Source organism: Rhizobium arsenicireducens, assembly GCF_964021225.1.
The window spans coordinates 843,618-865,922 of record NZ_CAXHYK020000001.1 but is presented as its reverse complement, the minus strand read 5'-3'; the positions used below and the strand labels follow the sequence as shown (position 1 = coordinate 865,922).

The following is a 22,305-nucleotide window of genomic DNA, read 5'->3' as shown; positions in this document are numbered from 1 at the left end:
TTGATCCGTCTATTTATCGGCACCTGCACGAAAATTGTCATCAGGGGGAAACCGCGCTTCGTTGCGCGACCTTGATCTGCGATCATAAATGGCGCGTAGGCTCCGGTTCTTCAAGGGATCGGTGGTCCTCGGCCGGACAAGGAACGAACATGACCTCGACAGCCCCATGGACCACCCGCAAGCCGACCGCGCTTCTCGTTCTCGCCGACGGCACCGTCATCGAAGGCCAGGGGATCGGCGCCACCGGCAAGGTACAGGCCGAAGTCTGCTTCAATACGGCACTGACCGGCTACGAGGAAATCCTGACCGATCCGTCCTATCTCGGTCAGATCGTCACCTTCACCTTCCCGCACATCGGCAATGTCGGCACGAATGACGAAGACATCGAGGACCTGACGCCGGCGGCCCGCCACGGCGCTGTCGGCGTGATCTTCAAGGCTGACATTACCGACCCGTCGAACTACCGCGCCGTCAAGCATCTCGATGCCTGGCTGAAGGCCCGCGGCATTATCGGACTATACGGCATCGACACCCGAGCGCTCACCGCCTGGATCCGCGAGCATGGTGCGCCGAACGCGGTCATCGCCCATGACCCGAACGGCGTGTTCGATATCGACACGCTGAAGGCGGAAGCCAAGGCCTGGAGCGGTCTCGTCGGCCTCGATCTCGCCAAGGTCGCCACATCCGGCCAATCCTCGACCTGGGACGAAAAACCGTGGGTGTGGAACGAAGGCTATTCGACGCTGGGCTCGGCCGATGCAAAGTATCACGTCGTTTGCGTCGACTTCGGCGTAAAGCGCAACATTCTTCGTCTGTTTGCCGGCCTCGACTGCAAGGTGACCGTCGTACCGGCGTCAACAAGTGCAGAAGACATCCTGGCGCTTCAGCCCGACGGCATCTTCCTGTCGAACGGCCCCGGCGACCCGGCTGCAACCGGCAAATATGCCGTTCCGGTCATCCAGAACCTGATCAAGTCCGACAAGCCACTGTTCGGCATCTGCCTCGGCCACCAGATGCTGGGCCTCGCACTCGGAGCGAAGACCGAAAAGATGCACCAGGGCCATCACGGCGCCAACCATCCGGTCAAGGACTTCACCACCGGCAAGGTCGAGATCGTCTCTATGAACCATGGCTTCGCCGTCGATTCGAAGTCGCTGCCGGAAGGCGTTGAAGAGACTCACGTTTCGCTGTTCGACGGTTCGAACTGCGGACTGCGCCTCGCTGGCAAGCCTGTCTTTTCGGTGCAGCACCACCCGGAAGCTTCGCCCGGCCCGCAGGACAGCCACTATCTCTTCCGTCGCTTCATCAACATGGTGCGCGAGAACAAGGGTGAGCCCGCGCTCGCAGAGCGTTGATCCGACTCTCAGATTAGAAAGTTGAGATGCGGCCCGGTCAGACCCGGGCCGTTTTCATTTCGTAGCGCATCTTCTGGAAGAAGCGCAGGCAAAGCAAAAGCGCCGCGCTCATCAGGCCGATCAGGAAGCCGAGCCATATACCGATGCCACCGAGCCCCAGTGGAAAGGCCATGACCCAGGCGAGGAAGAAACCGATTGGCCAGTAGGCAATCAGCGCCATGACCATCGGGATGCGCGCATCCTTCAGGCCGCGCAGCAAGCCGCTGGCAATCGCCTGCAGGCCATCGACAAGCTGAAATATGCCGGCGATCACGACGAGCGGCACGGCGAAGTCGAGGACAGCGCTAGCATCCGGCGTGTTCAAGTCAATGAAGGCGCTGCTGAGCACGCGCGGTATCGAGTAGAAAAGCAGCCCACCGACAATCGCGATCGCGCTGGCGATCCCCAAAACGGCGATCGCCGCCCGCATCAGGTTCGGATAGTCGCCCCGTCCGTGCGCAACCCCTACCCTGACAGTTGCTGCCTGCGACAGGCCGAGCGGAATCATGAAGGCGATCGAGGCGAGTTGAAGCGCGATCCCGTGGGCTGCAAGCTCGATCGTGCCGATCTTGCCCATCATCAGCGAGGCGGCCGTGAACAGGCTGACTTCGGCGAGCACCGTGATGCTGATCGGCAGGCCGAGATGCAGCACTTCCCAAAGGGCTTGCCAGTCCGGGCGCCAGAAGCGGACGAACAATTCGTAGCGGCGGGTCTCCGGGCGCGTCTGGATATAGGCGACCATAAACAGAAAACTCGCCCACTGGACGATGACCGCGACGATGGCCGCCCCGATCATGCCAAGCCGCGGCAGGCCGAAATGACCAAGCACCAGCGCATAGGCGAGCACCGCGTTCATCACCAGAACGGCAAGCGTGACATAGAGAATGATCCCGGCCCGGCCGATTGCGCTGACGAGGGCACGCAGCACGGCAAAGAGCAGCGCCGGCAACAGGCCGAACTGCACGATCATCACATAGTCGGCGGCGAGCGCGGAAACCTCGGGCTTCTGCCCGAGCGCCAGAAGGATCGCCTCGGCATTCAAGAACAGCGGCGCGGTCAAGAGTGTGTAGCCAATCGACACCCACATGCCCATGCGGATCGCGCGGCGCACGGACACGACGTCGCCCCGGCCATAGGCCTGCGCCACCATCGGCACGACGGCAATCGAAAAGCCGGAGCCAAAGATGAAGATCGTGAAGAAGAATTGACCAGACAGGACCATGGCGGCAAGGGACTGCGCACCGAGCTGGCCGACGATCACGACATCGGTCGTATGGATGCCGAGCTGTGCCAATTGCGCGCCGATCAGCGGTATTCCGAGCGCGAGCGTCGCACGAACATGCGAGGCCCAGCTATTGGCCGTCTTCCCAGCTGATGGGTAAACACGATGGCTAGACATGAGCTTTATCCAAGACGAAAAAAGCCGCTTCCAGGGGATACTGGCGAGCGGCGTCTATCGCTTGGATAGAAGAAACCCGCTGCGGTAGCAAGCCGCAGCGGGATAGTGCAGAAAATTTCGTTGATAGATCACAAAGGCTGATGGAATGCGTAATTCCTTTGGCGCAGGCGCCCGATCCCGCCAGACAAAGTCCACAAAGGCTCTGAGCGGCAACCCTATATGGCGGCTCGGAGAGTAGAGGAACGGACCGGGGACCTGTGCGCAATATCCGCCTTCATCCAGGCGCGGCGCCGGACCGACTTCATCGATCGCCTCAGGAGAGCGGCCCTTCGAGCTCGCTCTTCATCCGCGCCAGGAGGTTGACCGCGTCGGCCGCATAGGCACCAATCCAGCGGTCATGGATCGCCTTGATCGGCAGCGGGTTCAGGTGGTTCCAGCGCTCTCGCCCCTCGCGCCGGAAAATGACCAGGTCTGCGCCCTCAAGCACCTTCAGGTGTTGCATCACCGTGCAACGGTCAAGCGATCGAAATGAATCGCAAAGGGCACCCGTCGTCTTGGGGCCTTTCTTCAATGCATCGAGGATCGCCCGGCGCACCGGCGCCGCCAGCGCCTTGAAAACAGTATCTTCCAGATGTGAAGCAGTCATGTTATATTTTTATAACATGATCGATGCCGATACAAGGAGGCCATGATGGAACTCAAGTTCAAAGTATCCGCCCATATCGCCCGCCCCGTGCACGATGTCTTCGAGGCCGTCGCCAATCCCCAGAACCTGTCGCAGTATTTCACCACTGGCGGCGCCAAGGGGCGGCTCGAATTGGGAGCGACTGTCACGTGGGATTTCCACGACTTCCCTGGCGCCTTCCCCGTGGATGTGATCGAGGTCGAACAGGACCGCCGGATCGTGCTCCGATGGGAAGCAAACGAAGGCGGCCCGGCCGACGGCGACGCAGTCACCGCCGGTGCCGGCTACAAGACGCAAGTCACCATGACCTTCGCTCCGCTCGAAGATGGCAGAACCCTGGTGACGATCGCCGAGGAAGGCTGGAGGGAATCCCCGACGGGCCTCGCCGCATCCTACGGCAACTGCCAGGGCTGGGCACAGATGCTCTGTGCCCTCAAGGCTTGGATCGAATACGGGATCAACCTGCGCGAGGGGATGTATCGATAGAGAGGTAATCGACGGAACGCATCGCGTCCCGAAGATCAGATCGATCCCGAAAACGTATCGCAGGACGAGACTTCGCCGCTATCGAAACCACGCTTGAACCATTTTGCCCGCTGGGCGGAGGTTCCGTGGCTGAAGCTGTCGGGCACGACATAGCCCTGACTGCGCTTCTGCAACGTGTCATCGCCGATCTGATGGGCCGCATTCAGAGCCTCTTCGAGGTCGCCGGCTTCGAGCAAGCCTTTTTGCTCGGTGTAGCTTGCCCAGATGCCGGCATAGCAGTCGGCCTGCAATTCGACACGCACCGACATCTGGTTGGCCTCGACCTCGCTCATCTGCTGCCGCAACTGGTTGAACTTCGGCAGTACCCCCGTCAGATTCTGCACGTGGTGGCCGATCTCGTGAGCGATGACATAGGCTTCGGCGAAATCACCCGACGCGCCGAATTGGTCTTTTAGCTGCTGGAAAAAGTTCGTGTCGAGATAAACCTTGCGATCACCCGGGCAATAGAACGGCCCCGTAGCCGAGGAGGCAAAACCGCAAGCCGATTGGACCTGCCCGGAAAACAGCACGAGGGTCGGCTCCTGATAGTTTTCGCCGGAGGCCTTGAAAATACCGTTCCAGGTATCCTCGGTCTCGGCCAGAACGGTCCGGACGAAAGCGGTCATCTCGTCGGATGCAGGCGCGGTCGGCTGTTCTCCCGTTGACTGCTCGTAGCCGGCCGGCGGCGCGGAGCCCCCGTCCAAGACCTGCAGCATGTCGATGCCCATCATCTTGAGTACGAAGTAGATGACGACAAGGAAGATGATCGTGCCAATGCTCAGCCCGCCACCGCGGCGGCCGCTGCCCATCGGGATCTGTATACCGGAACGGCCGAAGGGATTGCGGCCCATTCCGCTGCGGCCGACGGACCTGCCGCGTCGATCCTCGACATTGTCCGACTGTCGCCGACCCTTCCATTCCATGATCTCATCCCTCTCCGTAACGCATGCCTGCGGCTTCAAACCCTTCATAAAGCAAAGCGTTCCACAGAACCATGGAAATCAGGGAACGAACAGACGGACAAGGCAAATGCTCAGGTTTCGGCATAGTCATAAGCGCCGCCACGTGTCAGCGCCCGCCGGTAGGCCGGCCTTGCCCGGATCGCGGCAAGAAAACTCCGGATCCCCGGCAGCGCAGTGGCCTGTTCACCAAACCGCGACATGCCCGCCTCGATCGGGAAGCTCATCGCGATATCGGCGGCCGTGAAGCTTGCACCGGCAAAATATCCGTCGCGGCCGAGTTCGCTTTCCCAGAAAGCGACGTGATCCTTGAGTTGCGGATCGAGGAATTTGGAACCCGCCCCCTTGGCTATCAGCGCTGCAATCGGCCTTAGCAACAGCGGCACCTGGTGCGGCAACTTGGCAAAAACCAGTTTCATCACCAGCAGCGGCATGGCCGAACCCTCGGCATAGTGGAGGAAATAGGTGTAGCGCAGCCGCTCGTCTGTTCCCGCCGGTGGACGCAATTCTTGCCCACCATAGGTGTCAATCAGGTACTCCATGATCGCCCCGCTTTCGGCAATCACCTTTCCGCCGTCCTCGATCACCGGCGATTTGCCGAGCGGATGCACCGCCTTCAGGCTTGCCGGCGCCCGCATGTCCGCGCCACGACGATAGACATTGATGTCATAAGGAACGCCGAGTTCTTCGAGCAGCCAGAGGATGCGATGGGCGCGGGAATTCTCGAGGTAGTGGACAATGATCATCGACTGCTCCATGGGCGACGCCGACAGGAAATGCGCAGGGCCACATGCAAGCAATACGCTTCAGCCGCCCAAGCGGTTTCCTCGCCCCGGCGTTTTCCATCGAACCCGCCCAGGCCTCAAGCCGGCGGTCGCCGATCCTTCCATGGCCGCACCTGCTCCAGTTCTCCTGCGAGGCTGAACAGGGTTTCCTCGTCGGCAAAGCGGCCGACGAAATGCATGCCGATCGGCAGCCCCTCGGGTGACCAAGCGAGCGGCACCGACATGGCCGGCTGGCCGGTGACGTTGAATACCGGCGTCCAGGGGATGAACTCGAAGGTCTGGGCGGCGAGCTGGTTGGCGATGCCGAGCTTCTTCAGCAGCGACCCGCCGTGGATATGCCCCATGAAGCGGATCAGCTTCTTCTCGACCGGTTTCGGCTGGAGCGCGCCGATCTTCACCGGCAGGCTGGAGAGGACCGGCGTCATCAGTACGTCGTGAGTTTCAAAGAAGCCGAGGATCGATCGCGCCGAGAGCTTGAGGTAGCGCAGTGCCGCAGCCAGTTCGGCGGCAGAGAAAGCCTGGCCGAGCAGGCCGAGGCCGAAGGAGGACGCATCGAAATCCTCCGGCCGCACCCGGACACCGCTCAATTCGGCGATGAACTCGATGTCGGCGCGCAGCTCGGCGGCAAGCACCGTAAGGAAGGCGAGCGAGAACCGCTCGCGCTCGACCGGTGGGGCGGCCTCCACCACCTCATGTCCCAGACCTTCGAGCAGGCGGACCGTTTCGGCAAAGGCCGCGCGAACCTCCGGCGCGACCGCCTTGCCGAGCATCGGTTCGCAGGACACCGCGATCCGCAGGCGCTTCGGCGGACGCCCGACGGCGTCGAGCCACGATCCGCGAAACTCCGGCAGCGGATGCGGGTTGCCGATGTCGGAGCCGTGGGTGGCGTCGAGCAGGGCGGCCGAATCTCGTACCGAACGGGTCAGCACATGTTCCCCAGCAAGGCCAGACCATGCTTCGCCGATGAAGGGGCCGACCGGGTTGCGGCCGCGCGTCGGTTTCATGCCGAACAGGCCGCAGGCGGAGGCCGGGATGCGGATCGAGCCGCCTCCGTCGCCGCCGGACGCGAGCGGTACCATTCCGGAGGCAACTGCGGCCGCCGAGCCGCCGGACGAGCCGCCCGGCGTACGCGTCAGGTCCCAGGGGTTGCGGGTCGGACCAAAGGTCTCCGGCTCGGTATAGGGCGTCAGGCCGAACTCCGGCGTGTTGGTCTTGCCGAGGATGATCAATCCCGCCCGCTTCCAGCGCTTGACGAGCTCGTTGTCGGCGGAGGCCGGGATCGTGGCCCAGAGACGGTTGCCCTGCGAGGTCGGGATGCCCGCGACCTGCGACAACAGGTCCTTCAGCAGGAAAGGCACACCGGCGAACGGGCCGTCACTGAGCGGTCCGGCTGCCGCTTGCCGGGCTTCGTCGAACATCGGCCGGATCACCGCATTGAGCGGCGGGTTCAGCCTTTCGATCGCGGTGATCGCGGTCTCGACCAGCTCGGGCGCACTGACCTCGCCGCGCCGGACCAGGTCGGCAAGCCCCAAACCGTCATGCTCAAAATAGGAAGAATACATCCCATACCCCGCTTTTTTGTCCAAACTAGCAGGTCAAACGGCGCCGACAACGCAATAAATCGAGTAAAGCGCCAAAACGGCACCGACATTGAGCCTCTTTAAACATCTGCTTAACCACGAAAAGTCTAATCTTGCCCGGCTGCGCTGGCAAACCGCGTGGTCACCTGCCGGTTCGCCATGCGGACCGAAGGTTCAGAAACCTGCTCGAGAGGGGGCACCCCATGCTTTTCAAATCGGCCACAAGCCGCAACATATTCTCGGCGGTCGCGCTCGGTGTCGTGACGACGATTGGCGTCGCAGCCACGCTGGTGACGATCTCCTACGACAATATCCGCACCGCAAGCCTCAACGAAATGCGCGCAGCCGCGCAGCAGGCCGCAGCCGAGATCAATGCGGGTCTGCGTGATGGACACCGGATGGTCAGCGGTCTGGAGGCGGCGATCACGTCGCTGCGCGAAACCGGCTCGGCAACCCGCGACAATACCGTGGCCCTTCTGCACAAGACGCTCGAAGGCTATCCGGGCGCGATCGGTGTCTCGACCGGGTGGGAACCGAACGCCTTCGACGGCAAGGACGCGGACTATGTCGGCAAACCTTTCCACGACGCGAGCGGCCGCTTCGTGCCTTACGTGTTCCGCGCCGGTAGCGACATCAAGGTCGAGGTCCTGGTCGACTACGACAAGCCGGGCGCCGGCGACTATTATCAACTGCCGGTGAAGACCGGCAAACCGGTCCTCATGGAGCCTTACGTCTACCCGGTGAACGGCAAGGACGTGTTGATGACCACCCTGTCGCTGCCGACCCGCGCCAACGGTGCGGTCGTCGGCTATGTCGGCGCCGACATCGACCTCGACAAGACGGCAGCCGACCTTGCCGCCAAACGCCCGCTGGGTGACGGCTATGTCGCACTGCTCTCCTCCGCCAATGCTTTCGTCAGCCACCCGGACAAGGCGGTGATGGGCAAGGCGCTCAAGGAAAGCGGCGTCGATGCCGCAGCCTGGGAGCGCGCCCTGGCCAAGCCCGGCGAGGCCCAGACCATCGTCCGGCCCGACGGCACCGAAGATCTCGCCGTGGCGCTGCCGATCGTGCCGTTCGAAGGTGCCGTCTGGAACGTCGTCGTCTCGGTACCCAGCGCGACGGTCTATGCCAGCCTCACCAAGATCGTCTGGAATTCCGCGGCGATCATCGGCCTGGCGGCCGTTCTTCTGGTCGTGGCCGGCTGGTTGCTCGCCCGTGGCTTCATCGGGCGCATCAACCGCGTGATCCACCAGACCACGCAGATCGCCGAAGGCCGCCTCGACGTCGAACTGACTGACCGCGAAAAGTCCGACGAACTGGGCGACCTTTCCCGCTCGCTGCAGATCCTGCTGGAGAACAACCGCCGCAAGGTTCAGCTCGAGAATGAAGCCGAGGCCCATCGCGTCCAGGAAGAAGTCGAGCGGAACGAACGGTCCAAGGGCCATCAGGCCCGCGAGGAAGAAATCCGCTTCGTCGTCAGCGAACTCGGCAACGGCCTTGCCCGCCTGTCGGACGGCGACATGACGGTGCGCCTCGAAAAGCCGTTCAGCGGCGCGCTCGATTCTATCCGCGGCAATTTCAACGAGTCGATCGAAAAGCTTCAGGCCGCCATGCTCTCCTTCCGCGAGAACGCCTCGACCATTCAGAACGGTTCGAACGAGATCCGCTCCGCCGCCGACGACCTCGCCCGCCGCACCGAGCAGCAGGCCGCCTCCGTCGAGCAGACGGCCGCGGCGCTGGCCGAGATCACCCGCTCGGTCCACGAATCGACCCAGCGTGCCGAGGATGCCGGACTCCAGGTCAGCCGGACCAAGGCGGGCGCCGAGCGCTCGGGCGAAGTGGTTCGCACCGCCGTCGACGCCATGAGCGCGATCGAGCAGTCGTCGCAGTCGATCTCCAACATCATCGGCGTGATCGACGAGATCGCCTTCCAGACCAACCTGCTGGCACTGAATGCCGGTGTCGAGGCGGCACGCGCCGGCGAAGCCGGCAAGGGCTTTGCCGTCGTCGCCCAGGAGGTGCGCGAACTCGCGCAACGTTCCGCCAATGCCGCGAAGGAAATCAAGGGGCTGATCACCGCCTCCGGTGAGCAGGTCAAGCACGGCGTCTCGCTGGTCGGTGAGACCGGCGAAGCGCTACAGGCGATCGTCGCCGAAGTGCAGCAGATCAACACAAACGTCCAGGCGATCGTGTTGGCCGCCCGCGACCAGTCGACGGGCCTCAGCGAGATCAATTCCGCCGTCACCATCATGGACCAGGGTACCCAGAAGAATGCGGCCATGGTCGAGGAGACCAATGCCGCTTCGCATACGCTTGTGTCGGAAGTCTCGGCGCTATCCGCCCGCCTTGCTCAGTTCAACCTCGGCACCGGCAACACAACAGGTTTCCGCGCGACAACGCCTGCCGCGCCAGCAAGCGCGCCGGTCGCCCAGCCGATGGCGTCACGACCGCTCGTGGCCACCGCAACGCGGGTAAGCGTCCCCGTCGCCTCCCCGGCCCGCGCACTCGGCAATCGTCTGGCCGCCGCCGTCGGTACCATGAGCACCGCTGCATCCGCCGACTGGGAAGAGTTCTGATACCGATCCTATTCGTCACGCAGGATGGCGGGCCTCGGTCCGCCATTTTCATTTGTGCTGGAGTGCTCGTGCGCATTGTGCCCGGCAGCCGAAAGCCGACTTGAATGCGCGCGGATCGATGACAGGCGTCACCACCGCCCCCTCCCCAACTTTCCTGCCGCGTGCTCATTTATGGGGTTGGTTTGCAGCGAAGATTTCCCTATAAGCCGCTTCTAGCCTTCAAAGACCCTGCTTGCGCCCGACCGGTGGATAAATCACCCTGGCCGGCTTTTCGCGCAGCCTGAAAAGCGGAATGTGACCATGCCAAAGCGCCAAGATATCAAGTCCATCCTTATCATCGGCGCGGGGCCGATCGTCATCGGCCAGGCCTGCGAATTCGACTATTCCGGCACACAGGCCGTCAAGGCGCTGAAGGAGGAAGGCTACAGGGTCATCCTGGTCAACTCCAACCCGGCCACCATCATGACCGACCCGGGCCTGGCCGACGCAACTTACGTCGAGCCGATCACACCTGAGGTCGTCGCCAAAATCATCGCCAAGGAACGCCCCGACGCGCTGCTCCCGACCATGGGCGGCCAGACGGCGCTGAACACCGCGCTCTCGCTGAAACGCATGGGCGTGCTCGACCGCTACAATGTCGAGATGATCGGCGCCAAGCCCGCTGCCATCGACATGGCCGAGGACCGCGCGCTGTTCCGCGAGGCCATGGCCAGGATTGGCCTCGAAACGCCAAAGTCGATGCTGGCCAATGCCACCGACATCAAGGAAGCCGACCGCAAGACGCATGAATCGGCCCGTGCCCATCTCAAGGCCACGCTGTCGGGCGGCGAACTCGACAAGGCGCTCGATGAACTGGAAAACCAGTGGAACCTCGGCGAGACCGACCGCAAGCAGCGCTACATGAACCACGCCATGGCGGTTGCTGCCCAGGCGCTCGACGAGGTTGGACTGCCGGCGATCATTCGTCCGTCCTTCACCATGGGCGGCACTGGCGGCGGCATTGCCTACAACCGCTCGGAGTTCTTCGAGATCATCGGCTCGGGCCTCGACGCTTCGCCGACCACCGAGGTGCTGATCGAGGAATCGGTGCTCGGCTGGAAGGAATATGAAATGGAAGTCGTCCGCGACAAGGCGGACAATTGCATCATCATCTGCTCGATCGAGAACATCGACCCGATGGGCGTTCACACTGGCGACTCGATCACGGTCGCCCCTGCGCTGACCTTGACCGACAAGGAATACCAGATGATGCGCAACGCCTCGATCGCGGTGCTGCGCGAGATCGGCGTGGAGACCGGCGGCTCGAACGTGCAGTTCGCCGTAAACCCGGCCGATGGCCGCCTCGTCGTCATCGAGATGAACCCGCGCGTCTCGCGCTCCTCAGCGCTGGCCTCAAAGGCCACCGGCTTCCCCATCGCCAGAGTCGCCGCCAAGCTCGCCGTCGGCTACACGCTCGATGAGCTGGAAAACGACATCACGGGCGGCGCGACACCCGCCTCGTTCGAGCCGTCCATCGACTATGTCGTTACCAAGATCCCGCGTTTCGCCTTCGAGAAGTTCCCCGGCGCCGAGCCGACGCTGACCACCGCAATGAAGTCGGTCGGGGAAGTCATGGCGATCGGCCGCACCTTTGCGGAATCGCTGCAGAAGGCCCTGCGCGGCCTTGAGACCGGCCTGACCGGACTCGACGAGATCGAGATCCCCGGCCTCGGGGAGAGCGATGACAAAAACGCCATCCGCGCCGCCATCGGCACGCCGACGCCGGACCGCCTGCGCATGGTCGCCCAGGCGCTGCGCCTCGGCATGACGCCGGAGGAGGTACACGAAGGCTGCAAGATTGATCCCTGGTTCATCGCCCAGTTCAAGGCGATCGTCGACATGGAGGCCCGCATCCGCGAGCACGGCCTGCCGGAAGACGCCGAGAATCTGCGCATGCTCAAAGCCATGGGCTTCTCCGACGCCCGCCTTGCGAGCCTCACCGGCAAGCGTCCGAAGGAAGTGGCCGAGATCCGCAACGCGCTGAACGTACGCCCGGTCTTCAAGCGTATCGACACATGCGCCGCCGAATTCGCCTCGCCGACGGCCTATATGTATTCGACCTACGAGACACCATTCGTGGGGCAGGCCCGTTCGGAAGCCCAGGTATCCGACCGCAAGAAGGTCGTCATCCTTGGCGGCGGTCCGAACCGCATCGGTCAGGGCATCGAGTTTGACTACTGCTGCTGCCATGCCGCCTTCGCCTTGAAGGACGCCGGCTATGAAGCAATCATGATCAACTGCAACCCGGAAACCGTGTCGACCGACTATGACACTTCGGATCGCCTCTATTTCGAACCGCTGACCGCGGAAGACGTGATCGAGATCATGCGCGCAGAGCAGGAAAAGGGCGAACTGGTGGGCGTCATTGTCCAGTTCGGCGGCCAGACGCCGCTGAAGCTGGCCGAGGCGCTGGAAAAGAACGGTATCCCGATCCTCGGCACGGCACCCGACATGATCGACCTCGCCGAAGACCGCGACCGCTTCCAGAAGCTCCTGATGAAGCTCGACCTCAACCAGCCGAACAACGGCATCGCCTATTCGGTCGAGCAGGCCCGCCTGGTCGCGTCCGAAATCGGCTTCCCGCTGGTCGTGCGCCCGTCGTACGTTCTCGGCGGCCGCGCCATGCAGATCATCCATGACGAGAGCATGCTGCAGTCCTACCTGCTCGATACCGTTCCGGGTCTGGTGCCCGAAGACATCAAGCAGCGCTACCCCAACGACAAGACCGGCCAGATCAACACCCTGCTCGGCAAGAACCCGCTTTTGTTCGACAGCTACCTGACCAACGCCATCGAAGTCGATGTCGACGCACTGTGCGACGGCACTGACGTCTTCGTCTCGGGCATCATGGAGCACATCGAGGAAGCCGGCATCCACTCCGGCGACAGCGCCTGCTCGTTGCCGTCGCGCTCGCTCAGCAACGAAACCCTCGACGAATTGGAACGCCAGACCCGAGCCATGGCCAAGGCACTGAACGTCGGCGGTCTGATGAACGTGCAGTACGCCATCAAGGACGGCGTTATCTACGTTCTGGAAGTCAATCCGCGCGCCTCGCGCACCGTGCCCTTCGTCGCCAAGACCATCGGCGCACCGATTGCCAAGATCGCCGCGCGCATCATGACCGGCGAAAAGCTGGATGCCGCGATCGCCGCCTATGGCGCCAAGCCCGATCCGCGCAACCTCAAGCACATTGCCGTCAAGGAAGCCGTCTTCCCCTTCGCCCGCTTCCCCGGCGTCGATACTCTGCTTGGTCCTGAAATGCGCTCGACCGGCGAAGTGATCGGCCTCGACACCGATTTTGCCCTCGCCTTTGCCAAGAGCCAGCTCGGCGCCGGCGTCGAACTGCCGCGTGACGGAACGGTCTTCGTCTCGGTCCGTGACGAGGACAAGGTGCGCGTCCTGCCCGCCATCAAGCTCCTGACCGAGATCGGCTTCAAGGTCATGGCGACCGGCGGCACCCAGCGCTTCCTCGCCGAACAGGGCATCGAGGCGATCAAGATCAACAAGGTTCTCGAAGGCCGCCCGCATATCGAGGACGCCATCCGCAACCGGCAGGTCCAGCTGGTGGTCAATACGACCGACAGCAACAAGGCGATCTCCGACTCGAAGTCGCTACGCCGCGCCGCCCTGATGCAGAAGGTGCCCTACTACACGACCATGGCCGGAGCGCTCGCCGCCGCCGAAGCCATCCAGGCGCTGAAGAAGGGCCAGCTCGAGGTTCGCCCGTTGCAGAGCTACTTCTGATCGAAACGACAGGTTCATGCGGAAAGGCAGGTGGCTCACCTGCCTTTCTTGCCGACCTTTTACCGTCCGTTCAACCAGCCCGCGCCTTCCGTCGGGCCACGATCGCCAGGCCGATGCCGCCAATCACCGCTGATCCCGAGATCACGAACCGCATCGTCATCGCCTCATCGAGAAAAAGAATGGCACCTGCCGCGGCGATGACCGGCACCGAGAGTTGGACGAGGGCCGCCTGGAAATTCGTAAGTCCGGCCAGCGCCCGGTACCAGATCACGTAGCCAAGACCGGACGTCACGGCGCCGGAGAAAATCGCAAGAAGAACACCGGTCCAGGACGCCGTTCCAACGACAAGCGCAAAGATCCCGAGCGGCACACACAAGGCCGATGCGTAGAGGAAATTGCCCGCCGTGGCCGCAAGCGGATTGACCGCTCCCCGGCCCTTCAGCGAGTAGACCCCCCAGGCAATCCCGGAAACCGCCATCAACAGACTACCCGCCGGGTCCGGCCGGCCGATGCCGGGCAGGATAAGATAGACGAATGCGACGAAGGCGATGGTAAAGCCAAGCAGTTCGGCAAGGGTCAGGCTTTCGCCGCGCATCAGGCTATAGCCAACCATGGTCGCCTGAACCGAAGTGAACAGGATGAGAGCACCCGTCGCGGCACCGAGATCGAGATAGGCCAGAGAGAAGGCCAGCGCATAGACAAGGAGTGCGGCCGCCGCCGGCCAGCTTCCGGCGCGAGGTCCGCCCGACGTGTCGCGCCTGCGGGCTAGCAGGACCAGGACGGCAGCGCCGGAAAGAATGCGCAGCGTCGTATAGCTTGCCCAGTCCAGCGAACCGGACCCCAGCGCCAATCGTGCCAGCAGGGAATTTGCCGCGAAAGCGATCATCGCCACGATTGTCAGCCAGACCACGGATCTCATGCCACCTCCCTCGCACGCGATCCTTCACCGTCCGTGACTGTGCCATCATCGGCACCAACCGCGGCTTCGTCAATCGGCGCCGCCCCCCAAACTGGCCAGTCGAAACACCGACAACCGCGTTTGAGAATTCCGCCGTCCCGCGCTACGATCGGCTTGGTCACCAAACCGGCTCTGTCCATGGCGAGGAGCATCGTTCTGGTTTTCGACGGAAGGTAAGATGAGACCGAGGCGGATCGCACCGCGATCCCATCCGAAGGCGACCTCACCACGCTTTGGGCAGCCGGAAAAGGTACACAAGCATGACTGACAAAACAGAAATCCTCAATGATCGCCTGTTCGGTGTCGATCCCGCAACCCTGTTCGACGCCTTTGCCGATCCGAAGAAACTGGCGCAGTGGTGGGGTCCCGACGGGTTCACCAATGTGATCCATGAATTCGACCTGAGGCCTGGTGGCCGCTGGGTCATCCTGATGAAGAGCGACGAAGGAGCGGAATTCCTCAATCATTCCACATTTCAGGAAGTCGCAAGGCCTGAGCGCATCGTTTTGCTCCATCACGACCCGATCCATGTCTTTACTCTGGAAATGGATTTTCGCGCAGAAGACGGCGGGACGCGCCTTTCTTGGCGCATGCTAATGGAGCCCAACGAGGAGAATATCCAGTTCAGGCAGTTTATCGCCTACGCGAATGAGCAGAATTTCGACCGGCTGGAGCGGGTATTGGGAATGGCCTGTGCCGGTGGGAACTGACAAGCTCCCCACCAGCCCCGCAAAAATCAACCTGAAATTGAAACCATTCGCGTCAGCTGCTATAGTAGTTTTATCGCGGTTGGGAAAACGCCCTTGGCCAAGAACATCGTTATTCTGTTCGACGGAACATCGAACGAGATCGCAGCGGACCGCACCAATATCCTGCGCCTGTTCGGCACGCTTCGGCAGACTGACGACCAGATTGTCTACTACGATCCGGGAGTCGGCACTTTCGGGGCGGACAACGCCTGGTCGCGCGGGTGGCGCAAGACGGTGGAAGTCTGGGGACTGGCCACCGGCTGGGGTATTGACGCCAACGTGAAGCAGGCTTATCGCTTCCTGGTCGAGAACTACCAGGCCGCACCCCGCGACAAGGACGGCAAGAAGATCGGTGAGGACGACCGGATCTATCTCTTCGGCTTCAGTCGTGGCGCCTATACGGCCCGTGTTCTGGCCGGCTTCATCCACAGCCTCGGCCTGATCCGTCCGCAGCAACTCAACCTGTTGGACTATGCCTACCGCACCTACAAGGGCATTTCCGACCACAAGACGGCCGTTATCGACAAATCCCGCGCTGAGGACGATGGCAAATCGGCTTTTGCCGACATGCGCCTCTACGAGCGCACTCTCAAGGGCCATCGCCCGGCGATTGAACTGCTCGGCCTGTTCGACACCGTCGCCTCGGTGATCGAATCCGGCAAGATCGGCCTGAAATTGAAGACCCATCCGTTCACCCACCGTAATCCGAGTGTCCGCGCGGTCCGACACGCCATTGCGATCGACGAACGCCGGACCATGTATCGCTCGGAACCCTGGACACCGGACCAGCCCTTCTGGGGAAGCCCCTTCCCGCCGCCAAAGGACCGGCCGGTCGTGCCGCAGGACGTCAAGGAAGTGTGGTTCACCGGTGTGCATGGTGATGTCGGAGGCGGATCGCCTGAAGCCAGGAGCGCCCTGATCAAGGTGCCTCTGGCCTGGATGATCGAGGAGACCAAGCCCATGGGGCTCGACTATGCGACACGCACGGTCAACGAGATCGTACTCGGCAAGAACCCGAACAAGCCCTATGTCAAACCCGACGCCATGGCGCGAGCCCAGGATTCGATGAGCCTCGCGTGGCGTTTGGTCGAATACTTGCCACGTCGCGTTCCCGCCTCATCCTGGCGCCGCGGCGGCAAGGGCGGAGGTATCTATCTGCCACTCTGCGATCCGCGCTTCATCCCGGCAGGTGCGCTGATCCATCAATCGGTCGTCGATCGGTTGAATGGAGCGCCGGCTGATAGCCCCTATCGGCCCGTGAACCTGCCGAGCCAATACCGGATCGCACCCTGGGGGCCGCTCACCGGTGCGTCAGCTGCACCCTCCACCGACGAGAAAAATTAATCTCTGGAAATAGCGCGATCCAATCTGCTATAGTTTGCGGATCGTTGATTTGAACCGGTTCCGTAGCTTCGCTTCGGGACCTGTTTTCTTTTATGTCCAGCACCATGCGGGCATGAAATGCGAAGGAAGATGACATGGTTGAAAAGGTACCGATGACGCAGAGCGGCTTTGCGAAGCTGAACGAGGAACTGCGCTGGCGCCAGCAGGAAGAACGGCCCCGCATCATCGAGGCGATCGCCGAAGCGCGCGCCCATGGCGACCTTTCCGAAAATGCCGAGTATCATGCCGCCAAGGAAGCCCAGAGCCACAATGAAGGCCGCGTCGGCGAGCTGGAAGACCTGATCGCGCGCGCCGAAGTCATCGACCTGTCGAAGATGTCCGGCTCCACGATCAAGTTCGGCGCGACCGTCAAGCTGATCGACGAGGACACCGAGGAGCACAAGACCTATCAGATCGTCGGCGACCAGGAAGCCGACGTGAAGGCCGGCCGCATCTCGATCTCTTCACCGATCGCCCGGGCCCTGATTGGCAAGGAAGTCGGCGACAATATCGAAGTCGTGGCGCCCGGCGGCTCCAAGGCCTACGAGATCCTCTCGATCCACTGGGGCTGATTCTCGGCCCGGAAGGCTCATCCTTTGCCTCCCCTTGACGACATCACGGTGATCGCGCCGCATTTCAAGCGGCGCCTTTCCGGCGTGACCTCGACCGTCGTGCAGCTCATCCCCGAGCAACGCCGGATCGGGCACGGAATCGTCACGCTCGGCCCCGGCCTGCCGGACGACCTGCCGAAAATGTCCTGGTGGCAACTGGCGGGCCTGTGGCGCCGACCGAAGTCCGCGAGGTACCGCGTCTGGCATGCTCGCCGCAACAACGAGATGCTGTTCGGCTGTCTCTTGCGCGACGTCCTGCGCATGCCACTGAAGCTCCTGTTCACCTCGGCATCGCAACGGCACCACACCGCTTATACCCGCTGGCTGATTTCCAGGATGGACGCGGTGGTCGCCACCAGCGCCAAGACGGCCGCCTACCTCACCGTGCCGCACACGGTGATCCATCACGGCATCGATACCGGCCGGTTCCACCCCTCCGGTGACAAGCCGGCTGCCCGGCAAAAACTCGGGCTGTCCGCAGACAGAGCCATCGTCGGGTGTTTTGGCCGGGTCCGTCATCAGAAAGGCACGGACCTCTTCGTCGATGCGATGATCCGCCTGCTACCGGACCATCCGGACTGGATCGCCGTCATCGCCGGTCGCGCAACCGCTGCTCATTCAGCCTTCGAGGCGGGCCTAAAGCAGCGCGTCGAACAGGCAGGCCTTGGCCAACGCATCCTGTTCGTTGGCGAGCAGACCAATATTCCAGACTGGTACCGCACGCTCGACCTGTTCGTGGCGCCGCAGCGCTGGGAGGGCTTTGGCCTGACCCCCCTGGAGGCCATGGCAAGCGGCGTGCCGGTCGTAGCAACCGATGTCGGCGCCTTCAGCGAATTGATTCTGCCGGGAGAAACTGGCCGGGTCGTTGCGTCGGACAGCCTGGATGCCCTTATCGACGGCATCGCCCCCTATCTTGCTGCGCCGGCGCTGCTCAAGGCGCAAGGCGCGAAGGCATTGGCCCATGTGCTGTCGGATTTCGCCATCGAGCGGGAAGTTACGGCACTTGCACGGGTCTATGCCCGCCTCGCCGACGACAGCGCCGGGAGATAAGACGATGCAGGCGATCGTGATCAATCTCGCCGCCGCCACCGAGCGCTTGGCCTTCCAGGCCGCCCAATTGCAGCGCCTCGGTCTTGCCTTCAACAGGCTGGAGGCCGTGCGCGCCGAGGATGCCGCCGCGTTGCGGCCGCCCGCATACTGGGACACTTGGGAACGGCCGCTCAAGGATGCCGAAAAGGCCTGCCTGCTCAGCCATCGCACCGCATGGGAGAGGATTGCCGCCGCAGACGCCCCGATGCTTGTGCTCGAGGACGATGCCGTGCTCTCCGACAAGGTGCCGACATTGCTGGGGCGGCTTCCCGATCGCCGGGACATCGACCTGCTGACGCTGGAAACCCGAGGCCGCAAGAAACTGCTGGCACGCCCGCAGGCCGATGATGACCTTCCCATCCGGCGCCTCTACCAGGACCGTTCCGGGGCCGCCGCTTATGTTCTCTGGCCAGAAGGCGCGCGGCTCTTGCTGGCGCGAACGGCTGAAAGCGCTGGCCTTGCCGACGCCGTGATTTGCGCCGCCTATGCCTTACGGGCCTTTCAGGCAGACCCGGCCCTTGCCCTCCAGACGGACCGGTGCGCAGCCTATGCCATTCCCGTTCCGGTCACGACCGCCTCATCGATCGACGCCGCGCGAGGAACAGCGACAGAGGCGGCCGATTACTCCGCGCCACAGAGAGGCGCCTTCAAGGCCCGGCGCATTGCCGCCCAGTTGCGCATGGGGCTGCGGCAGCTCCGCTATGCGCTCGTTGCCGAACGGTGCCTGGTGCGGCCCGATCCGCGCGATTTCATATATCTTCAGGATTGGCGCAACGACAACTGACGGCTCTCACCACCAGCCGGTGCGCTCGCGTCGATGCAGGGCACGCAACCGCGCAAAGGCGGTGTCGTTGGTCTGCAGCCGATCGTAGACGGTCTTCAGGATCTGCCCAACCGCCCCTTCCTCGAAAAACGGCTCCAGCCGCCAGCGCATGTTGCGCAAGGTGTCGTCCGTGCCGATCGTAAAACCTGACAGCCCTTCAAACAGCGGCAGCAGGTCGGTCTGTAGTTTTTCGATCTTTTCCACATCGGGCACAGTCGGCCCGCCGGTCGCAACCAGCCGCTCTGTCTCGTAGATCTTCACGGTGTTGACCAATGCTGCGGCCATCATGCCGATCGCCCTTGCTACCTTTTCGGGATGATGGTCGGCAAAGGTGTCCGAGGCTGAGACCAGCCAGCGCAGGTTCAGATGCGCGCAGAGAAAGGCCGCCTCCTGGTCCCAGAGCGTCTTGAATTGGGCAAATGTCGCTTCGACATTAAATTCCCGACGGATCAGCACGATCAGACGGGCATGATGGAAGACGATTTCCGGCTGACCTACGAATTCCAACCGAAGATTGGCCAGATGCTGATCCAGCGATTTCTCCGAGCCACGCGTCTGGGTGACCGCTGCCCCACTAATCAGTGTCGACTTCAGCGCCCCGAATTCCTCGACCGCTACCGCATGCCGGCGCGCACCCCAGCGCTTGCGATGCTGATTGAACGACAGCAACCGTTCGAGTCTGCTTTTTTTTCGAGGCATGCCGATGCCCTCTTCAATCGGGAGAACCAGTGTGCTTATAAACAGAGAGTCGGGATGATTGCCACATCTATGCCGGCACGGCATGTTGAAGGCGGAGTTAACGGCTGAAGACCGACCTGACCAAGTCTTTCCGGGAAGGGCATAATCCACAAGCCCATTCAGAACTTGTGGACGGTGCCTCCAATCGACCGACTACAGGCCTGATGCTGATCGATCGAAACTGCCGTTCACAATGGGCAAAGGTTGAACTATATGGCTTTGACCTTTTCGCTTCCCAATTCCTAACCGGCGAGCAGACATTGGAAACAACGCCGCAAGATTACAAGGCTGAGCAGATGTATGTTTTAGACCTTATTGCTAGGGACGATAGTTTTTCCCTATGCTGATAAAAGCCGCACTCCTAAACGACACGAGCACCACGAACCATTTTGGTTGTCAAAGAGTTGTTCGAATTCTGGAGAAACACGCGAATGCCAACAGCATTCGAATTTCAGCCCGGGCAGGATTGAAGGCAAAATGGTGGTTAGACCCAGGACTGCTCAAAGGCATCGGCGAAGCTGACGTTATAATTATCAATGGCGAGGGAACGCTACATCACGGAAGTGTGCACGGTGAAAACCTGCTGAAAATCACCGAACATGAAGCAGCCAGAGGAAAACCGATCGTCCTCCTGAACGCAATCTACCAAGAAAATCCTCCTGAATGGAAAAAGTATCTCGAGAAACTCTCATTTATATCAGCGCGTGATTCAAGAAGCGCAGCGTCAATTAGCGAGTTAATCGGGCGGGAGGTCGAGTGGATGCACGACCTTTCGCTTGCCGAAGAAATCGAACCCGTCGAAGGTGCCGAAATTTGCCCGCCAATAATCGTCGGGGACTCAGTTTTGGGTAGCCAGCGGCAGGCGTTGATCGACTTATCTGCAAGGCATCGCGATGTTCTGTTTTGCCCCATCACGACAACAATTATGGGAAAAAAGCCCTATCAACCGATTGTAGTGAAGACTGCCCGCGCCGCTCTAAGGTACGCCCATGCTGGCCTATTCCGCCTCTTCCACAGAAATGCTTACTTCCCAAGAAATGAGAAGAGCTACATTCAGCATATATATGGCTCCCCATTACATTTGACCGGTCGCTTCCACGCCATTTGCATCTCACTTGCCGCCGGAATCCCCTTTGTCGGTCTGGATTCAAATTCGTGGAAGGTAGAAATGCTAATTCGAGACGTTGGACTTGCGCCGGAAAGGCTTGTCTCCTCGGAGCAATTAGATGAGGTCCTCATTGCCCCCTCAAAATGGGCCTATTCGGACACTGAAAAAACAAACATCGCCAAGGCAATCGAAGATGCAATAACGACAGCCGATCGCAACCTTGGTCATGTCTACGATCTGGCGATAGCCGCTCGTGGCCATTAAGGGTCGGCCTGTACTAGTCGAGCGCCTTGCGGAACTCGGAGTGGGCCTGGGCCGGGCCTTTGATTCACCTCCCAAGTGCGACTACGCGCTTTGATGACATGGCCTGCATGGCACGGCTCATGCGGAATTCCTGTTTATGCATCCGGTTCAGATCGCCGGAGCGAGAAACGAGGGTCCGAACGCACTAGGCGCAAGACGAAGTCCTCCTCGGCATCGTAGTCATGAGGTGTCGTTTCTTTGGTCTGCTGTCCGGAGAACGACCCGCTTTGATAGAAGTCGAAACCGTAGAGGTCCACCGATTTGCACGGCGAACGGCTGAGCAGGTCGATCACCATCAACCCGCTTGTCGGCCGCGGGTTGCCGACCTTGGCGCATAGGGCCTGATGGCGCGCTCGCGGATAAAGGAAAAAGGACGGCAATCGCACGATCCAGCGCGGCAAGGCGTTTCGCGGCGGCGACATCCAGAAAATATGGCTCGCTCCTCGCTCGATCATGAGTGAACGTTCCAGTATGGCGCTCGTGGCGATCACGTCGGTGCGGCTGCCGTGGGAGGCAGTGGACGGGATTGGTGCATATTTGAAGCGAAGGATCAGGTCGTGGTCGTCGATCTCTTCTCCAAAGGTTGTGTCAGAAAGAGATTTCGCGTTTCCGACGACTGCAACCCGCTTTCCCCGAACCAAATCGAAAACGCCTTCCTCGGTTACAGGTGAGCTATATTCCAGGCCGAAGAGCCGACGCACATTGCCGATGAAGCGGAGACGCTTCTTTCCAAGCTTCCGAACAAAGTTCGACCAGATAGACAAATCCTCACCTCTTTATGCAATTGCACCGCTCTCGGAGCGCCCGACATGGCCTTTTCCGCTCTCGTCAGCGAAGAGCCGACGATCAGTGACCAT

18 protein-coding genes are annotated in these 22,305 nt (G+C 61.6%); 10 read left to right on the top strand and 8 right to left on the bottom strand.

What is annotated here, in order from left to right; all coding sequences use genetic code 11:
• Positions 1-149 precede the first annotated feature (149 nt).
• Entirely contained in the window at positions 150-1,355 is a 1,206-nt protein-coding gene (gene carA / locus ACWPVA_RS04095) for a glutamine-hydrolyzing carbamoyl-phosphate synthase small subunit (RefSeq protein WP_454286462.1), read from the top strand.
• Between the two features lie 37 nt (positions 1,356-1,392).
• Here carA and ACWPVA_RS04090 read toward each other — a convergent pair whose 3' ends face one another.
• Both ACWPVA_RS04090 and ACWPVA_RS04085 read right to left on the bottom strand, forming a co-directional pair.
• Positions 1,393-2,793 (bottom strand): MATE family efflux transporter, encoded by a 1,401-nt coding sequence (locus ACWPVA_RS04090; protein WP_454286461.1) that lies wholly within the window; start codon positions 2,791-2,793, stop codon positions 1,393-1,395.
• 313 nt (positions 2,794-3,106) lie between these two features.
• On the bottom strand, positions 3,107-3,439 hold the full coding sequence (locus ACWPVA_RS04085) for an ArsR/SmtB family transcription factor (protein WP_454286460.1): 333 nt from the start codon (positions 3,437-3,439) through the stop codon (positions 3,107-3,109).
• Between the two features lie 45 nt (positions 3,440-3,484).
• On the opposite strand from ACWPVA_RS04085, the gene ACWPVA_RS04080 reads away from it, so the two are divergent.
• The gene (locus ACWPVA_RS04080) at positions 3,485-3,964 is read left to right on the top strand and encodes an SRPBCC family protein (RefSeq protein WP_454286459.1); all 480 of its coding nucleotides are present in this window, start codon (positions 3,485-3,487) and stop codon (positions 3,962-3,964) included.
• A gap of 35 nt (positions 3,965-3,999) precedes the next feature.
• Here ACWPVA_RS04080 and ypfJ read toward each other — a convergent pair whose 3' ends face one another.
• From ypfJ to ACWPVA_RS04065, 3 genes are all read right to left on the bottom strand, one after another.
• The gene (gene ypfJ, locus ACWPVA_RS04075) at positions 4,000-4,926 is read right to left on the bottom strand and encodes a KPN_02809 family neutral zinc metallopeptidase (protein WP_454286458.1); all 927 of its coding nucleotides are present in this window, start codon (positions 4,924-4,926) and stop codon (positions 4,000-4,002) included.
• 110 nt (positions 4,927-5,036) lie between these two features.
• On the bottom strand, positions 5,037-5,708 hold the full coding sequence (locus ACWPVA_RS04070) for a glutathione S-transferase family protein (protein ID WP_454286457.1): 672 nt from the start codon (positions 5,706-5,708) through the stop codon (positions 5,037-5,039).
• A gap of 116 nt (positions 5,709-5,824) precedes the next feature.
• A complete protein-coding gene (locus ACWPVA_RS04065; RefSeq protein WP_454286456.1) occupies positions 5,825-7,309 on the bottom strand; it encodes an amidase in 1,485 nt (494 codons plus the stop codon).
• A 221-nt stretch (positions 7,310-7,530) separates the two neighbouring features.
• Here ACWPVA_RS04065 and ACWPVA_RS04060 point away from each other — a divergent pair, with 221 nt between their 5' ends.
• Positions 7,531-9,903, top strand: coding sequence for a methyl-accepting chemotaxis protein (locus ACWPVA_RS04060; RefSeq protein ID WP_454286455.1), 2,373 nt, complete (start codon positions 7,531-7,533; stop codon positions 9,901-9,903).
• Between the two features lie 300 nt (positions 9,904-10,203).
• Positions 10,204-13,686 (top strand): carbamoyl-phosphate synthase large subunit, encoded by a 3,483-nt coding sequence (carB, locus tag ACWPVA_RS04055; RefSeq protein WP_454286454.1) that lies wholly within the window; start codon positions 10,204-10,206, stop codon positions 13,684-13,686.
• Positions 13,687-13,756: 70 nt separating this feature from the next.
• On the opposite strand, the gene ACWPVA_RS04050 is transcribed toward carB, so the two are convergent.
• Positions 13,757-14,605, bottom strand: coding sequence for a DMT family transporter (locus ACWPVA_RS04050; protein ID WP_454286453.1), 849 nt, complete (start codon positions 14,603-14,605; stop codon positions 13,757-13,759).
• Between the two features lie 299 nt (positions 14,606-14,904).
• On the opposite strand from ACWPVA_RS04050, the gene ACWPVA_RS04045 reads away from it, so the two are divergent.
• From ACWPVA_RS04045 to ACWPVA_RS04025, 5 genes are all read left to right on the top strand, one after another.
• Complete coding sequence (locus ACWPVA_RS04045) at positions 14,905-15,354, top strand: SRPBCC domain-containing protein (protein WP_454286452.1); 450 nt, start codon at positions 14,905-14,907, stop codon at positions 15,352-15,354.
• Positions 15,355-15,447: 93 nt separating this feature from the next.
• Complete coding sequence (locus ACWPVA_RS04040; RefSeq protein WP_454286451.1) at positions 15,448-16,737, top strand: T6SS phospholipase effector Tle1-like catalytic domain-containing protein; 1,290 nt, start codon at positions 15,448-15,450, stop codon at positions 16,735-16,737.
• 134 nt (positions 16,738-16,871) lie between these two features.
• Positions 16,872-17,348, top strand: a complete 477-nt coding sequence (greA, locus tag ACWPVA_RS04035) for a transcription elongation factor GreA (protein ID WP_454286450.1) — start codon at positions 16,872-16,874, stop codon at positions 17,346-17,348.
• A 24-nt stretch (positions 17,349-17,372) separates the two neighbouring features.
• Positions 17,373-18,437 carry a glycosyltransferase family 4 protein gene (locus tag ACWPVA_RS04030; protein WP_454286449.1) on the top strand — a complete coding sequence of 355 codons (1,065 nt, stop codon included), beginning with the start codon at positions 17,373-17,375 and terminating at the stop codon, positions 18,435-18,437.
• A 4-nt stretch (positions 18,438-18,441) separates the two neighbouring features.
• Positions 18,442-19,260 carry a glycosyltransferase family 25 protein gene (locus tag ACWPVA_RS04025; RefSeq protein WP_454286448.1) on the top strand — a complete coding sequence of 273 codons (819 nt, stop codon included), beginning with the start codon at positions 18,442-18,444 and terminating at the stop codon, positions 19,258-19,260.
• A 6-nt stretch (positions 19,261-19,266) separates the two neighbouring features.
• Here the strand turns inward: ACWPVA_RS04025 and ACWPVA_RS04020 are convergent, their stop codons facing one another.
• The gene (locus ACWPVA_RS04020) at positions 19,267-19,998 is read right to left on the bottom strand and encodes a hypothetical protein (protein ID WP_454286447.1); all 732 of its coding nucleotides are present in this window, start codon (positions 19,996-19,998) and stop codon (positions 19,267-19,269) included.
• A 379-nt stretch (positions 19,999-20,377) separates the two neighbouring features.
• Here ACWPVA_RS04020 and ACWPVA_RS04015 point away from each other — a divergent pair, with 379 nt between their 5' ends.
• Positions 20,378-21,409 carry a polysaccharide pyruvyl transferase family protein gene (locus ACWPVA_RS04015; RefSeq protein ID WP_454286446.1) on the top strand — a complete coding sequence of 344 codons (1,032 nt, stop codon included), beginning with the start codon at positions 20,378-20,380 and terminating at the stop codon, positions 21,407-21,409.
• 134 nt (positions 21,410-21,543) lie between these two features.
• Here ACWPVA_RS04015 and ACWPVA_RS04010 read toward each other — a convergent pair whose 3' ends face one another.
• Positions 21,544-22,212: a glycosyltransferase family 29 protein gene (locus ACWPVA_RS04010; protein WP_454286445.1), complete on the bottom strand. Its 669-nt coding sequence runs from the start codon at positions 22,210-22,212 to the stop codon at positions 21,544-21,546.
• Positions 22,213-22,305 lie beyond the last annotated feature (93 nt).